Below are 17,974 nucleotides of genomic sequence, written 5' to 3'. Positions count from 1 at the left end.
CACAGCTTATAGCTAAACTTCTAAGAATTTTATCCTAATTAACTAACTACTTAATAGGCGACCCTAATACTTTTAATAAATTACTTCATATTTATAATGGTACCCAGTATCATTATGGCTTTATGAAAAAACCCTCAATTTATTAAGCTGTTCTTCAATATTGTAGGATCCCTGTAAACTAAAACTAAATATATCCTAAAAGAGAAATTTTGCATTAAAAAGAAATATTTGTTGAAAATTGTGAAAATTCAGTATATAATTAAATAAATTTATTATCTAATTAAAAAGGGCGGTGAAATTATGAGAGGCCTAAAGACTATTACTGGTAAAGTTATTCTAAATTTCATGACAATTACTACCATCACTTTCATTGCTTCTATGGTTATCCTAACCATATTTATTAAACAAAATATAATTAAAATCGAGGAAAAGTCCTTAAGTAATGAGGTACAATTAGTAACAGAAAAAATTAATACCTCGCTGGCACAAAAAGGCATGCTTGTAAAACAGCTTGCCAATCAACAGTCTATTATAAACTTCATGTCTACTTTACCTTCACGAAAAGCAATAAAGACCAACCCTGGGTACCCCGATGTAATAAAAACCTTGCAAAATACAAAAAACTCCAACGGTTCAGATATTGATTTAGTTTTCTTTGTATCTGAATCTGGAAATGCCATTATAAAACATAATGAACAAGGTGTACCTGCTGACTGGGACTTGCTTAAAAAGCCTTGGTATTTAGATACTAAAGCAAAGGCAACTACTTTTTTTACTGCACCTTATACCGATGCTACAACAGGTAAGATGGTTATAAGTGTAACCCAACCAGTTATTAAAGACGGAAAGACTTTGGGCGCCACTGGAATTGACATCACCCTTGATGAAATCATAACTACCGTTTCTCAGTACAAAATAGGACAATCCGGATATTTATCATTAATATCTAAAGATGGAACTGTGCTTTCGCATCCAGATAAAACACAGTTATTAAAAAAAATGCCTGATCAATTTAAAGATATAACCGCCAATATGCTTGCTGGAAAAAAAGCTGTAACTCACTATACCTATAATAATGAAAAAAAAATTGCATCATATGCACCTATTTCTTCAAGTGGCTGGTCTTTACTTGCAGTTCAACCTGAATCAGAAATATTAACAAATGTAAATAAAATTAGAAATCTAATTATTTTAATATATATTATTTCACTTTTACTTCTATTTACTGCTACTTTTTTAAGAATGAAGCATACCTTAAAAGAGATACCAGGAATTTTAGTAGCAATGAATTCAGTTAAAAATGGAAATTTAAATGTTTCATTAACTGTAAATTCTGAAGATGAAATTGGCCAAATTCAAGGTAATTTTAATGATATGACGAAAACTATTAAAAATTTAATTTTCAATACGCAAGATGTTAGCGAAAAAATCTCAGTTTTTTCCTCTGAATTATCCGACATAACCAAAACCGTAAATATTTCTTCTATAGAAACGGTACGAGCCGTAGACGAGATTTCCATTGGTGCAACAGCTCAAGCAAAAAACATTGATGACGCCGCTCGGGTTGCCATGGATTTGGACTCAAAATTCGGTAAAATGCTAAAAAATAGTGAAGTACTAAATCTTTCGATTAAAGATGCTGAATCTATTAACAAATTAGGATTAAATGTAGTTGAAATTTTGAAAGAAAAAAACAATTTTACAAATAAAGCTGCCCAATCTATTGAAAGAACAGTAAAACAATTAGCAGTAAAATCCGATAATATCCGAACTATACTAGATACTATTAATTCCATATCTCAACAAACCAATTTACTTGCTTTAAATGCAAGCATAGAAGCTGCAAGAGCTGGTGAGGCAGGAAGAGGATTTGCAGTAGTTGCAGACGAAATTAGAAAATTAGCGGAAGGTTCCTCTAAATCTGTAGACGAAATTAAAACCATAGTACTTTCCATTCAATCTCAAGTAAAGGATGCAGTAACCAAAACTTCAGAAACTCTCACCGTTATAGATGAACAAAGTAAGAGTGTATTAGATGTAAATGATGCTTTTAACAAAATTTCTACAAATATACAAAGCATGATCTTTGAAATTGATGAATCTAGCAAATCTATCAATGAATTGAGTAATTTTAAAGATACTATTGTAGCTGACATAACTAATATATCCGCTGTTTCAGAAGAAACTGCTGCTGCTACAGAAGAAGTTGCAGCAACAATACAAGAACAATCTCAATCCTTCTCAAAAGTTTATCAAAGTATACTTACACTTGACGAATTGACCAAAGAGCTAAATAATAAAATAAATCAATTTCAAATTTAACAAATCACTCCCCTACACAAAAAAATAAAACTAGCATTTTGCTGGTTTTATTTTTTTATAGAGTAGTGAAAAATTTTATATGTATTATAGTGCCATAACGATAAAATAACGTTGTATTATAAAATACAACGTTATTTGTTACCTGGCGATGACTTACTCTCCCACAAGGTTGCCCCTGCAGTACCATTAGCGCATTGAAGCTTAACCGACCTGTTCGGTATGGGAAGGGGTGTTACCTTCATGCCATAATCACCAGATTGAGAAAATCATATTCTCTCAAAATTGCACAGTGAAATTTTCGCTTTATATATATTAAGGTCAAGCCCTCGACTTATTAGTATTAGTCAGCTGAACATGTTACCATGCTTACACCTCTAACCTATCAACCTGGTGTTCTTCCAGGAGTCTTACTAACACCGCACTTACGTGCGAGTTATGGGAAATCTCATCTCAGGGTGGGCTTCACGCTTAGATGCTTTCAGCGTTTATCCCTTCCAAACATAGCTACCCAGCGATGCCACTGGCGTGACAACTGGTGCACCAGAGGTTTGTCCATCCCGGTCCTCTCGTACTAAGGACAGCTCCCTTCAAATTTCCTACGCCCGCGACGGATAGGGACCGAACTGTCTCACGACGTTCTGAACCCAGCTCGCGTGCCGCTTTAATGGGCGAACAGCCCAACCCTTGGGACCTACTTCAGCCCCAGGATGCGACGAGCCGACATCGAGGTGCCAAACCTCCCCGTCGATGTGGACTCTTGGGGGAGATCAGCCTGTTATCCCCGAGGTAGCTTTTATCCGTTGAGCGATGGCCCTCCCACGAGGTACCACCGGATCACTAAGTCCGACTTTCGTCCCTGCTCCACTTGTAGGTGTCGCAGTCAGGCTCCCTTCTGCCTTTGCACTCTTCGCGCGATTTCCAACCGCGCTGAGGGAACCTTTGAGCGCCTCCGTTACTTTTTTGGAGGCGACCGCCCCAGTCAAACTGCCCACCTAACAATGTCCTGTGACCAGATTCATGGCCTCCAGTTAGAACCTCAGTACTGTCAGGGTGGTATCCCAAGGATGACTCCACACAGGCTGACGCCCATGTTTCTCAGTCTCCCACCTATCCTGTACAGACAATACCGAAATTCAATGCTAAGCTACAGTAAAGCTCTACGGGGTCTTTCCGTCCAATCGCGGGTAGCCAGCATCTTCACTGGCACTACAATTTCGCCGGATGTGCTGTTGAGACAGTGCCCAAATCATTACGCCATTCGTGCGGGTCGGAACTTACCCGACAAGGAATTTCGCTACCTTAGGACCGTTATAGTTACGGCCGCCGTTTACTGGGGCTTAAGTTCATACCTTCGCTTGCGCTAAGTAATCCCCTTAACCTTCCAGCACCGGGCAGGCGTCAGCCCCTATACATCAGCTTTCGCTTTAGCAGAGACCTGTGTTTTTGCTAAACAGTTGCTTGGGCCTATTCTCTGCGACCTACTTTCGTAGGCACCCCTTCTCCCGAAGTTACGGGGTCAATTTGCCGAGTTCCTTAACAGCAATTCTTCCGATGGTCTTAGGATTCTCTCCTCACCTACCTGTGTCGGTTTGCGGTACGGGCACCAATATCCTCGATAGAGACTTTTCTTGGCAGCGTGGAATCAGATACTTCAGGAATAAATTCCCTTCCCCATAACATCTCAGCGTTAAGAGCAAACGGATTTGCCTGCTTGCTCCGCCTAAATGCTTAGACACACATCCAATAGTGTGCACATCTTATCCTCCTGCGTCATCCCATTTCTAATAACGTCCATTGGTGGTATCGGAATATCAACCGATTGTCCATCACCTACGCCTTTCGGCCTCGGCTTAGGTCCCGACTAACCCTGAGAGGACGAGCCTTCCTCAGGAAACCTTAGGTTTTCGACCGTTAAGATTCTCACTTAACTCTCGCTACTTATGCCAACATTCTCACTTCTGTACCGTCCACCACTCCTTACGGTATGACTTCAGCCAGTACAGAAAGCTCCTCTACCGCGTACACATAGTGTACACCCATAGCTTCGGTGGTAAGTTTTAGCCCCGGACATCTTCGGCGCAGGATCTCTTGACTAGTGAGCTATTACGCACTCTTTGAATGAGTGGCTGCTTCTGAGCCAACATCCTAGTTGTCTTAGAAATCCCACATCCTTTTCCACTTAACTTACACTTTGGGACCTTAGCTGATGGTCTGGGCTGTTTCCCTTTTGACTACGGATCTTATCATTCGCAGTCTGACTGCCGAAATAAAAGTATATGGCATTCGGAGTTTGATAGGGTTCAGTAACTGTTGTCAGCCCCTAGCCCATTCAGTGCTCTACCTCCATTACTCAATTAATCGACGCTAGCCCTAAAGCTATTTCGAGGAGAACCAGCTATCTCCGAGTTCGATTGGAATTTCTCCGCTATCCACAGCTCATCCCATGGTTTTTCAACACCAACGTGGTTCGGACCTCCACGGAATTTTACTTCCGCTTCATCCTGGCCATGGATAGGTCACCCGGTTTCGGGTCTACGACATGCAACTATAGCGCCCTATTCAGACTTGGTTTCCCTTCGGCTCCGTACCTTAAGTACTTAACCTTGCTACATATCGTAACTCGTTGGCTCGTTCTACAAAAAGCACGCCGTCACACATAAAAAGTGCTCCGACCGGTTGTAGGCACACGGTTTCAGGTTCTATTTCACTCCCCTTCCGGGGTTCTTTTCACCTTTCCCTCACGGTACTTCTTCACTATCGGTCACTAGGTAGTATTTAGCCTTGGGAGGTGGTCCTCCCTGCTTCCCACAAGGTTTCACGTGTCTCGTGGTACTCTGGATTAGATCTGACTGTTTTTCCTTTTCATTTACAGGCCTATTACCTTCTGCGGAGCAGCTTTCCAGCTATCTTCAATTAAGGAATTGCAGTATTTATGATCTATCCTCAACCCCTAGGTCAAAGACCTAGGTTTGGGCTCTTTCCCTTTCGCTCGCCGCTACTTAGGAAATCGATGTTTCTTTCTCTTCCTCCGGGTACTTAGATGTTTCAGTTCCCCGGGTCTACCTCTGCATACCTATTTATTCAGTATGCAGTACATAGTTGTTACTATGTGGGTTCCCCCATTCGGAAATCTTTGGATCACTGGCTATTTGCGCCTACCCAAAGCTTATCGCAGCTTAACGCGTCCTTCTTCGGCTCCTAGTGCCAAGGCATTCGCCATGCGCCCTTTGTAGCTTAACCTTTATCTTTATCTACTTGCGTAGATAATTTCGTTTATTTACATAAACGTTTTAATTCATTTTGCGAAATTGTATTAAATCCATCTATACACCACTTACGTGGCTTTAACTTATTAAAACAACTTTAATTTCACTGTGCAATTTTCAAAGAACATTTTTAGAAAGATTAAATTATTAGTCAACTCCAAAGAGTCAACTAAGATTAGTCTCTCAAAATTAAACAGAGAATAGGTTACGAGTAATTACAGTAGACATTTTTGAAGAATAATTAAATTCTTCTTGTTGCATTGACCGAAGTCTTTGCATCTACTCCCTAGAAAGGAGGTGATCCAGCCGCAGGTTCTCCTACGGCTACCTTGTTACGACTTCACCCCAATCATCAATCCCACCTTCGGCCGCTGGCTCCTTACGGTTACCTCACGGACTTCGGGTGTTACCAACTCTCATGGTGTGACGGGCGGTGTGTACAAGGCCCGGGAACGTATTCACCGCGACATGCTGATTCGCGATTACTAGCAACTCCGGCTTCATGTAGGCGAGTTGCAGCCTACAATCCGAACTGGGATGAGTTTTTGAGTTTGGCTCCACCTTGCGGTCTTGCATCTCTTTGTACTCACCATTGTAGCACGTGTGTAGCCCTAGACATAAGGGGCATGATGATTTGACGTCATCCCCACCTTCCTCCCGGTTAACCCGGGCAGTCTCACTAGAGTGCTCAACTAAATGGTAGCAACTAATGATAAGGGTTGCGCTCGTTGCGGGACTTAACCCAACATCTCACGACACGAGCTGACGACAACCATGCACCACCTGTCACCCTGTCCCGAAGGACTTCGCCCATCTCTGGGTTATGCAGGGGATGTCAAGTCTAGGTAAGGTTCTTCGCGTTGCTTCGAATTAAACCACATGCTCCGCTGCTTGTGCGGGCCCCCGTCAATTCCTTTGAGTTTTAATCTTGCGATCGTACTCCCCAGGCGGAATACTTATTGTGTTAACTGCGGCACCGAGGTTCGACCCCCGACACCTAGTATTCATCGTTTACGGCGTGGACTACCAGGGTATCTAATCCTGTTTGCTCCCCACGCTTTCATGCCTCAGCGTCAGTTACAGTCCAGTAAGTCGCCTTCGCCACTGGTGTTCTTCCTAATCTCTACGCATTTCACCGCTACACTAGGAATTCCACTTACCTCTCCTGCACTCTAGACACCCAGTTTCAAATGCAGCACCCAAGTTAAGCTCGGGTATTTCACATCTGACTTAAATGTCCGCCTACGCATCCTTTACGCCCAGTAAATCCGGACAACGCTTGCCACCTACGTATTACCGCGGCTGCTGGCACGTAGTTAGCCGTGGCTTCCTCCTCTGGTACCGTCATTATCGTCCCAGAAGACAGAACTTTACAACCCGAAGGCCTTCATCATTCACGCGGCGTTGCTGCGTCAGGGTTTCCCCCATTGCGCAATATTCCCCACTGCTGCCTCCCGTAGGAGTCTGGACCGTGTCTCAGTTCCAATGTGGCCGATCACCCTCTCAGGTCGGCTACGCATCGTTGCCTTGGTGGGCCGTTACCTCACCAACTAGCTAATGCGCCGCGGGTCCATCTCAAAGTGGAATTTTCCGAAGAAAAATCCTTTGATGTCTCGATCATGCGATCAAAACATATTATGCGGTATTAATCTCCCTTTCGGGAGGCTATTCCCCTCTTTGAGGCAGGTTACCCACGTGTTACTCACCCGTCCGCCGCTAATCCACCCCGAAGGGTTTCATCGCTCGACTTGCATGTGTTAGGCACGCCGCCAGCGTTCGTCCTGAGCCAGGATCAAACTCTCAATTTAAAAGTTTACACTTTTTATTTGAAATGAATAATCTGCGCCAACTGTTAAGCTGGTTAGCAAGCTCATTACATACTTTTTAGTCTTACGACTAAAATTACTTTTTTATCTAAAGTAATTAACTGGTCAAGCGAAATATTATTTCGCTATTTTACCTATTTCTCTGTTTAATTTTCAAAGACCAATTTGCTTTGTCATCAAGTGACGACTTCTACTATTTTACTAGGTATTACTTGTTTTGTCAACAACTTCTTTTAATATTTTTTAAATTTATTCTTAAAATATTAAATGCTAACTTATCAATGTAATGTTTACCTTTATCGTTACTCACTAGTAGCGACAAGGAGTATTCTATCATATTCCAATACAATGTGTTTATACTAATCCTTTCAATAAGATACTTATTAGTAGTATTCTTCATAATACTACTAATAAGCAAGTTTCTTTTACACTGATACACTAGGATTAGTTTATTATGTTTTATAATCACTACCTTGAATTTAATTGTATATTGCTTCTGATACCTTTATTCTTTAACCGCCTCTAATATTTCTATTCCTGATTGGGATTTTCTTTCAATAGCTTTAATAACATTATCTATAAGAACAAATATTTCTTTAGATAGTTTTTCTGTTTGCAAGTAAAAACTATTGGCCTGTATGGAATTATTAATATTAATTACGTCTATTACCTTGGTGCCCATACTATGCAATTCGTTATGCACTTTATCAATGGCTGTCCACTCTTTAGCTATATCAGAATGGGTTAAATTAATAGAGTGGTAAAAATGACCAAAAGCACATTTTTTTGAATTAGTTTGAATAGGGTAAACCTTCATTTCATCTACCATTCGTTTTAAATTTTTTATCCAAGAGCCATGTGCTTCTTTGGCTTTTGAGAGATGACTAAGCAACTCCTCATTTGTTATTGCATTCTTCCCACCATTTAAAGATGAGAGCATCTCTCTTACAATGTCACTAAGTTCTTCATCAATTTTTGATATTTGTTTAGCACTTTCTTTGCTTTGTATTGCATCAGCATGAATAACCTGTGTCATGTCATTAAGTTTTTCTACATCTTTAGTAGATTCGTCCATTGCTTGATTTATCTGCTCAGCTGCTCCACTTATATCTCCCAATGATTCTGTTATTTTATCCACATCTTTAATTGTAGTTTTTAACATAGATACATTTTCTTTAATTGTATGAGATATAGCATCTAGTTTTAAATTCATGTTATTAGTAGAATCTATTGTGTTATTCATACTTTCTTGACCGCCAATGGCTGCTTTCTGTATATTATCTACAAAGCTTCTCATATCTTTTAAATTTGTTTTAGTGTTATCCGCAAGCTTTCTAATTTCGTCAGCAACCACTGCAAAACCTCTTCCAGCTTCCCCTGCTCTAGCAGCTTCAATTGCAGCATTTAATGCTAGCAAATTTGTTTGATCTGCTATGGATTCTACTCCACCTACTATCTCATTTACTTTAGTAGCCATGTCAACTAACATTTTGATTTGTTCACTCATTATTGTGGCATCTTTTATAACATCTTCTTTTAATAAATTAACTTCATTCAATTGAAATATGCTTTCATCATTCTTTTGAACTAAATCTTTAGAAGATTTATGAAGACGATTCATTGTTTCAGTGGTATTTATAATTGTTTCATTTACCTCACTCATATTTGCAGTAATCTGTTCTACCACAGATAGATTAGATTCACTTATAGCCGACATATCATTTGCAAATCTAATTAACTTATATGAAGAATGTGCCATTTCAACATCGAAATTACTTAAAGATGATGTAATATTAATCATCTTTTTAGAACTTTTTGACATTCTCTCTTCACTTGCTAAAAGCTTATCAAAGGTTTTAAACAATTTTTTGTGAATCGGATAATCTACCTTAAGAGGTTCCACTATTTTTCCATTAATCCTATCTTCAACATGTTTAATTATACAAATCGCTTCATCACAAGGTGCCTTTTTAAAAAAATTCATAGTAATTTTCCTCCATTTTTATAAAATTTAATATACTTAAAATAAATTTAATTCATTATAGTAATCCTAAATCCAATCTACTATTTTTATATTTTTCAACTTGATTATTAAGTTCTTCATACTCAAATAGTGTATCTTCATGTGCTTTTTCTCTAACCATATCTAGTTCATCAAAATTTTTTTTCACTATTTCAACCAGATTGTTATCGATTTCACGAGAATTAGACATTGCAATTAAAATATTTATTGTATTTTCTTTTGTCATGGGATCTCTGTAGGGTCTTTTTTCCCTTATAGCAGTGAATATATCTGCAACCGCAATAATTCTTGAACCTAAAGGAATTTCTTCACCCTTTAATCCAAAAGGATATCCCTTTCCATTTAATTTTTCATGATGAAGTGCACCCCATATCCTTATAGTTTCAAAAGCAGTTACATTTTCTAAAACTCTGTTAGTATGATAAGCATGTGTTCTCATTAAATCAAATTCTTCTTTTGAAAGCGCCCCTGGCTTTTCAAGTATTTCAGTTGGGATAGCCAATTTTCCTAAATCATGAATATAGCCTGCGTATTTTATAACTTTAGTTTCACTTTCACTAAATCCCACATATTTAGCAATAATTTCAGCGCAAGCAGCTACTGATGATGAATGTGATGCTGTAAATCGGCTTTTAAAATCTACCAACCGACTCATAAATATCATAAAATCTTCAAAGTCGCTATGGCTAAAATCACCAAAACCAATAATATTATTTTGCGTTATAAAATTTGGAGTACAAAGATACTGAGTTCCTAGCCAAAAACTATCTTTTTTCGATATTTCCATGAACGCATCAACTATTTCAGGATGAAATATAGCTCCTTTTCTTTTAATTATTTTTTCGCGTATTTCATCAACTGAATTTAGGATATTTTTATCTTTTTCCTTAATTAACACAGAAACACGGTCAGCTAAATTTAATACATGGCTTCCAAAAGGAATTTTTTCATTATTAACACCTACACAATTTCCATTAACCCAACTATTATGGTGATAGCGTATTATTTGTGCAATACCTAAACATGGTTTTAATCCATTTAATAATAAATATCCTTTTTCAGCGTGGAAGTCTAAATCCTTATATTCAAATTCAGTGGGTTTAAGTCTTTCTTTAAGTGTTAATCCCCCAATATCATGTAATGATCCAGCAATTTCTAATTTAATCTGTTCACCATTAGGTAGTCCTAATTGTTTTGCTAAACAATACGAGATATATGCTACTAATTTGTGGTGATTAGAGACAACTGGACTTATTAAGTCTATGGTATCAGTTATACTAACCACTAATTCTGAAAATTGAAATGTTAAATTCATTATGCCAAAACCTTTCTTTTATATTTAATGCTTTTAATAAATCACTAGCATTCTTTAGCGCTTAGTCATATTATACCATTTTATGAGCTTTTCTAACAAGAAATTTCCTCTATTATTCCATAATTCATGTTATACCTAGTATCATAACAACAAAAACGCTGTATTTTATAATACAGCGTTTTTTAACCTGGTGATGACTTAATCTCCCATGGAGTTGCCTTTAGAGTGCAATTAAGCTTAATACAAAATAAAGGAGCTGTCTCAAAATGATTAGAAAATCATTTGAAGAGACAGCCTCTTTTCCTTAGTGATTTTAATAAAAATCACTGTTTTCATTGTTATTTTTTAGTGCCTTTTTATTTTTTTGTACAACAAAAAGAAGATTGTTAAATCTCCTAATTATAAAATGTTGTTTTTGATTTTGAATTTTAAGCTGATTTTATTTCATGCAATAAAATTCCACATCTATCATTTTGGATTTTGTTATGAAATTTATTTATGTTATATCCAAAGCATAAAAGGGTAAATTCAGTTTTAACATTGATTTTTCCTTTAGTTAAAAATCTTCTAAACCCATGATCTTCTTTCAAAACTCCAAATGCTCCTTCAACTTGAATTGACCTATTAGTTCTTAACATTATTCCTTCTAAACTTGTTATATTTTCTAATGACTTTAATCTTTTTTGTATAAATTTTTTAGATACACTTAGTCTTTTGTTACCTTTTGCTTTTGTACATTTTGGTTTATACTGGCATGAATCACAATCCTCACATTCATAAACTGTTACACTAGCTTTATATCCAGACTTTGACTTTCTTATCGTGTTATAAATAACTTTTAATTTTTTATTGTTATGGCAAGTATATTCATCATTTACTTCATCATAATTCATGTTTTCTCGCTTGCTTATATTATTTTTAAAGCTTCTCTTTTTCATGCTTTCATAAGTTTGAGGTTTTATAAATGTGTTTTGCCCAGTGGATTCTAAATACATATAATTTTCTTCACTCTCATATCCAGCGTCAGCTATTACACTATCAAATATTTGTGATAATGTTTCTCTTAATTTTTTTAAAAACGGAATAAAAGTAAGTTGATCAGATCTTTCACTAGAAATATCTATCCCAACAATATATTCACCTTCCACTCCTATTTGCATGTTATATCCTGGTTTTAGTTGCGAATTTCTCATATGATCTTCTTTCATATGCATAAAGGTTGAATCTTTATCAGTTTTTGAAAAACTATTTCTCCCATCAAAAGTTTTGGTATAATCATCATATTTTTTTTGCTTTTCTATAAACTCTGAAAGATTTTCTATAAACTTCTGTATTTTAGTTTTTCTTTTGCCTTGTCCATGCACAAATTCTATATTCTCATGTTCTCTATTTTTATTTAAAAATTTTAAAATCTCTTGAAGATATTCTATTTTAGCCTCCGGCTCTGAAATTATATATTCTGTTTTAAATTCAAAATTTATTTTTTCAATATTTTCCTTTATTTTTTCTTGAAGCTTCGCTTGAAATTTGTCCGTAGATTTTTTCCATACGAAAGTATACTTATTAGCATTGGCTTCAATTTTTGTTCCATCAATAAATATATTCTTAAATTCAACCTCACCGTAGGTTTTTAACTTTTCAACTAATTGATTAAATAAATCATCTACAACACCAACAAGTCTTTTGCTTCTAAACCTAGCTATTGTATTATGATCAGGGGCCTTTCGGCCTCGTAAAAGCCACATGAAGTTGATGTCTCGCTTACAAGCTTTTTCTATTTTTCTACTTGAATAAATGTCATTCATATAAGCATAAACTAATATTTTAAATAGAATCTTCGGTTCAACTGCCGGTTTTCTTCCTTGTGAAGAGTACGCCTCATTTAAATTTTTATAATATAATTCCTCCAATATTTGGCTTAGCAGTCTCACTGAATCATCCTCGGGTATCAAAATTCCTGTTTCAATAGGAAAAACTAATTGATAAACCTCGCAATTATTGGTATAATTCTTTTGTGTAATTTCTTTATTTATCATATTTAAATTATACACCAAAAGTGGACTCCTTGGAGTCCACTTTTGTATTTGGAAAAGAAAAAAAGAGCCATCTCGCTGTAGAAATCACTTTCTATTTTGAGACAGCCCCTTTTGTTTACCTGGCGACGACCTACTCTCCCACAAAGTTACCCCTGCAGTACCATTGGCGCATTGAAGCTTAACCTACCTGTTCGGTATGGGAAGGGGTGTTACCTTCATGCCATAATCACCAGATTGAGAAAATATATATTCTCTCAAAATTGCACAGTGAAATTATCTTCTCGCTTTCGCTTGAAGCTTACGCTTTATATATATTAAGGTCAAGCCCTCGACTTATTAGTATTAGTCAGCTGAACATGTTACCATGCTTACACCTCTAACCTATCAACCTGGTGTTCTTCCAGGAGTCTTACTAACACCGTGCTTACGCACGAGTTATGGGAAATCTCATCTCAGGGTGGGCTTCACGCTTAGATGCTTTCAGCGTTTATCCCTTCCAAACATAGCTACCCAGCGATGCCACTGGCGTGACAACTGGTGCACCAGAGGTTTGTCCATCCCGGTCCTCTCGTACTAAGGACAGCTCCCTTCAAATTTCCTACGCCCGCGACGGATAGGGACCGAACTGTCTCACGACGTTCTGAACCCAGCTCGCGTGCCGCTTTAATGGGCGAACAGCCCAACCCTTGGGACCTACTTCAGCCCCAGGATGCGACGAGCCGACATCGAGGTGCCAAACCTCCCCGTCGATGTGGACTCTTGGGGGAGATCAGCCTGTTATCCCCGAGGTAGCTTTTATCCGTTGAGCGATGGCCCTCCCACGAGGTACCACCGGATCACTAAGTCCGACTTTCGTCCCTGCTCCACTTGTAGGTGTCGCAGTCAGGCTCCCTTCTGCCTTTGCACTCTTCGCGCGATTTCCAACCGCGCTGAGGGAACCTTTGAGCGCCTCCGTTACTTTTTTGGAGGCGACCGCCCCAGTCAAACTGCCCACCTAACAATGTCCTGTGACCAGATTCATGGCCTCCAGTTAGAACCTCAGTACTGTCAGGGTGGTATCCCAAGGATGACTCCACACAGGCTGACGCCCATGTTTCTCAGTCTCCCACCTATCCTGTACAGACAATACCGAAATTCAATGCTAAGCTACAGTAAAGCTCTACGGGGTCTTTCCGTCCAATCGCGGGTAGCCAGCATCTTCACTGGCACTACAATTTCGCCGGATGTGCTGTTGAGACAGTGCCCAAATCATTACGCCATTCGTGCGGGTCGGAACTTACCCGACAAGGAATTTCGCTACCTTAGGACCGTTATAGTTACGGCCGCCGTTTACTGGGGCTTAAGTTCATACCTTCGCTTGCGCTAAGTAATCCCCTTAACCTTCCAGCACCGGGCAGGCGTCAGCCCCTATACATCAGCTTTCGCTTTAGCAGAGACCTGTGTTTTTGCTAAACAGTTGCTTGGGCCTATTCTCTGCGACCTACTTTCGTAGGCACCCCTTCTCCCGAAGTTACGGGGTCAATTTGCCGAGTTCCTTAACAGCAATTCTTCCGATGGTCTTAGGATTCTCTCCTCACCTACCTGTGTCGGTTTGCGGTACGGGCACCAATATCCTCGATAGAGACTTTTCTTGGCAGCGTGGAATCAGATACTTCAGGAATAAATTCCCTTCCCCATAACATCTCAGCGTTAAGAGCAAACGGATTTGCCTGCTTGCTCCGCCTAAATGCTTAGACACACATCCAATAGTGTGCACATCTTATCCTCCTGCGTCATCCCATTTCTAATAACGTCCATTGGTGGTATCGGAATATCAACCGATTGTCCATCACCTACGCCTTTCGGCCTCGGCTTAGGTCCCGACTAACCCTGAGAGGACGAGCCTTCCTCAGGAAACCTTAGGTTTTCGACCGTTAAGATTCTCACTTAACTCTCGCTACTTATGCCAACATTCTCACTTCTGTACCGTCCACCACTCCTTACGGTATGACTTCAGCCAGTACAGAAAGCTCCTCTACCGCGTACACATAGTGTACACCCATAGCTTCGGTGGTAAGTTTTAGCCCCGGACATCTTCGGCGCAGGATCTCTTGACTAGTGAGCTATTACGCACTCTTTGAATGAGTGGCTGCTTCTGAGCCAACATCCTAGTTGTCTTAGAAATCCCACATCCTTTTCCACTTAACTTACACTTTGGGACCTTAGCTGATGGTCTGGGCTGTTTCCCTTTTGACTACGGATCTTATCATTCGCAGTCTGACTGCCGAAATAAAAGTATATGGCATTCGGAGTTTGATAGGGTTCAGTAACTGTTGTCAGCCCCTAGCCCATTCAGTGCTCTACCTCCATTACTCAATTAATCGACGCTAGCCCTAAAGCTATTTCGAGGAGAACCAGCTATCTCCGAGTTCGATTGGAATTTCTCCGCTATCCACAGCTCATCCCATGGTTTTTCAACACCAACGTGGTTCGGACCTCCACGGAATTTTACTTCCGCTTCATCCTGGCCATGGATAGGTCACCCGGTTTCGGGTCTACGACATGCAACTATAGCGCCCTATTCAGACTTGGTTTCCCTTCGGCTCCGTACCTTAAGTACTTAACCTTGCTACATATCGTAACTCGTTGGCTCGTTCTACAAAAAGCACGCCGTCACACATAAAAAGTGCTCCGACCGGTTGTAGGCACACGGTTTCAGGTTCTATTTCACTCCCCTTCCGGGGTTCTTTTCACCTTTCCCTCACGGTACTTCTTCACTATCGGTCACTAGGTAGTATTTAGCCTTGGGAGGTGGTCCTCCCTGCTTCCCACAAGGTTTCACGTGTCTCGTGGTACTCTGGATTAGATCTGACTGTTTTTCCTTTTCATTTACAGGCCTATTACCTTCTGCGGAGCAGCTTTCCAGCTATCTTCAATTAAGGAATTGCAGTATTTATGATCTATCCTCAACCCCTAGGTCAAAGACCTAGGTTTGGGCTCTTTCCCTTTCGCTCGCCGCTACTTAGGAAATCGATGTTTCTTTCTCTTCCTCCGGGTACTTAGATGTTTCAGTTCCCCGGGTCTACCTCTGCATACCTATTTATTCAGTATGCAGTACATAGTTGTTACTATGTGGGTTCCCCCATTCGGAAATCTTTGGATCACTGGCTATTTGCGCCTACCCAAAGCTTATCGCAGCTTAACGCGTCCTTCTTCGGCTCCTAGTGCCAAGGCATTCGCCATGCGCCCTTTGTAGCTTAACCTTTATCTTTATCTACTTGCGTAGATAATTTCGTTTATTTACATAAACGTTTTAATTCATTTTGCGAAATTGTATTAAATCCATCTATACACCACTTACGTGGCTTTAACTTATTAAAACAACTTTAATTTCACTGTGCAATTTTCAAAGAACATTTTTAGAAAGATTAAATTTTTAGTTAACTCCAAAGAGTCAATTTAAACTCAGAGAGTTTACTAAAATTAGTCTCTCAAAATTAAACAGAGAATAGGTTACGAGTAATTACAGTAGACATTTTGAAAAATAAAATTAATTATTCTTCTTGTTGCATTGACCGAAGTCTTTGCATCTACTCCCTAGAAAGGAGGTGATCCAGCCGCAGGTTCTCCTACGGCTACCTTGTTACGACTTCACCCCAATCATCAATCCCACCTTCGGCCGCTGGCTCCTTACGGTTACCTCACGGACTTCGGGTGTTACCAACTCTCATGGTGTGACGGGCGGTGTGTACAAGGCCCGGGAACGTATTCACCGCGACATGCTGATTCGCGATTACTAGCAACTCCGGCTTCATGTAGGCGAGTTGCAGCCTACAATCCGAACTGGGATGAGTTTTTGAGTTTGGCTCCACCTTGCGGTCTTGCATCTCTTTGTACTCACCATTGTAGCACGTGTGTAGCCCTAGACATAAGGGGCATGATGATTTGACGTCATCCCCACCTTCCTCCCGGTTAACCCGGGCAGTCTCACTAGAGTGCTCAACTAAATGGTAGCAACTAATGATAAGGGTTGCGCTCGTTGCGGGACTTAACCCAACATCTCACGACACGAGCTGACGACAACCATGCACCACCTGTCACCCTGTCCCGAAGGACTTCGCCCATCTCTGGGTTATGCAGGGGATGTCAAGTCTAGGTAAGGTTCTTCGCGTTGCTTCGAATTAAACCACATGCTCCGCTGCTTGTGCGGGCCCCCGTCAATTCCTTTGAGTTTTAATCTTGCGATCGTACTCCCCAGGCGGAATACTTATTGTGTTAACTGCGGCACCGAGGTTCGACCCCCGACACCTAGTATTCATCGTTTACGGCGTGGACTACCAGGGTATCTAATCCTGTTTGCTCCCCACGCTTTCATGCCTCAGCGTCAGTTACAGTCCAGTAAGTCGCCTTCGCCACTGGTGTTCTTCCTAATCTCTACGCATTTCACCGCTACACTAGGAATTCCACTTACCTCTCCTGCACTCTAGACACCCAGTTTCAAATGCAGCACCCAAGTTAAGCTCGGGTATTTCACATCTGACTTAAATGTCCGCCTACGCATCCTTTACGCCCAGTAAATCCGGACAACGCTTGCCACCTACGTATTACCGCGGCTGCTGGCACGTAGTTAGCCGTGGCTTCCTCCTCTGGTACCGTCATTATCGTCCCAGAAGACAGAACTTTACAACCCGAAGGCCTTCATCATTCACGCGGCGTTGCTGCGTCAGGGTTTCCCCCATTGCGCAATATTCCCCACTGCTGCCTCCCGTAGGAGTCTGGACCGTGTCTCAGTTCCAATGTGGCCGATCACCCTCTCAGGTCGGCTACGCATCGTTGCCTTGGTGGGCCGTTACCTCACCAACTAGCTAATGCGCCGCGGGTCCATCTCAAAGTGGAATTTTCCGAAGAAAAATCCTTTGATGTCTCGATCATGCGATCAAAACATATTATGCGGTATTAATCTCCCTTTCGGGAGGCTATTCCCCTCTTTGAGGCAGGTTACCCACGTGTTACTCACCCGTCCGCCGCTAATCCACCCCGAAGGGTTTCATCGCTCGACTTGCATGTGTTAGGCACGCCGCCAGCGTTCGTCCTGAGCCAGGATCAAACTCTCAATTTAAAAGTTTACACTTTTTATTTGAAATGAATAATCTGCGCCAACTGTTAAGCTGGTTAGCAAGCTCATTACATACTTTTTAGCCTTACGA

4 protein-coding genes and 6 rRNA genes are annotated in these 17,974 nt (G+C 40.3%); 1 reads left to right on the top strand and 9 read right to left on the bottom strand.

Going from position 1 to position 17,974, the window contains the following annotated elements; translation table 11 throughout:
* The first annotated feature begins 300 nt into the window (after window positions 1–300).
* On the top strand, window positions 301–2,322 hold the full coding sequence (locus tag G9F71_RS04910; RefSeq protein WP_224626191.1) for a methyl-accepting chemotaxis protein: 2,022 nt from the start codon (window positions 301–303) through the stop codon (window positions 2,320–2,322).
* Between the two features lie 140 nt (window positions 2,323–2,462).
* On the opposite strand, the gene rrf (G9F71_RS04905) is transcribed toward G9F71_RS04910, so the two are convergent.
* From rrf (G9F71_RS04905) to G9F71_RS04865, 9 genes are all read right to left on the bottom strand, one after another.
* Window positions 2,463–2,579: ribosomal RNA gene (rrf, locus tag G9F71_RS04905) — 5S ribosomal RNA — on the bottom strand.
* A 57-nt stretch (window positions 2,580–2,636) separates the two neighbouring features.
* Window positions 2,637–5,562: ribosomal RNA gene (locus tag G9F71_RS04900) — 23S ribosomal RNA — on the bottom strand.
* A 316-nt stretch (window positions 5,563–5,878) separates the two neighbouring features.
* A 16S ribosomal RNA gene (locus G9F71_RS04895) occupies window positions 5,879–7,396 on the bottom strand.
* Together the 16S, 23S and 5S rRNA genes form the textbook arrangement of a ribosomal RNA operon.
* Window positions 7,397–7,919: 523 nt before the next feature.
* Complete coding sequence (locus G9F71_RS04890) at window positions 7,920–9,398, bottom strand: methyl-accepting chemotaxis protein (protein ID WP_164952535.1); 1,479 nt, start codon at window positions 9,396–9,398, stop codon at window positions 7,920–7,922.
* A gap of 55 nt (window positions 9,399–9,453) precedes the next feature.
* The gene (locus tag G9F71_RS04885) at window positions 9,454–10,752 is read right to left on the bottom strand and encodes an HD-GYP domain-containing protein (RefSeq protein WP_164952534.1); all 1,299 of its coding nucleotides are present in this window, start codon (window positions 10,750–10,752) and stop codon (window positions 9,454–9,456) included.
* A gap of 428 nt (window positions 10,753–11,180) precedes the next feature.
* Window positions 11,181–12,788, bottom strand: coding sequence for an IS1182 family transposase (locus G9F71_RS04880; protein ID WP_224626630.1), 1,608 nt, complete (start codon window positions 12,786–12,788; stop codon window positions 11,181–11,183).
* Between the two features lie 117 nt (window positions 12,789–12,905).
* Window positions 12,906–13,022, bottom strand: a 5S ribosomal RNA gene (gene rrf, locus G9F71_RS04875).
* An 82-nt stretch (window positions 13,023–13,104) separates the two neighbouring features.
* Window positions 13,105–16,030: ribosomal RNA gene (locus G9F71_RS04870) — 23S ribosomal RNA — on the bottom strand.
* 338 nt (window positions 16,031–16,368) lie between these two features.
* A 16S ribosomal RNA gene (locus G9F71_RS04865) occupies window positions 16,369–17,886 on the bottom strand.
* Window positions 17,887–17,974 lie beyond the last annotated feature (88 nt).

This window comes from Clostridium sp. FP2 (assembly GCF_011065955.2).
GTDB lineage: Bacteria > Bacillota > Clostridia > Clostridiales > Clostridiaceae > Clostridium_AD > Clostridium_AD tagluense.
This window is presented reverse-complemented; position numbering and strand designations above follow the sequence as displayed.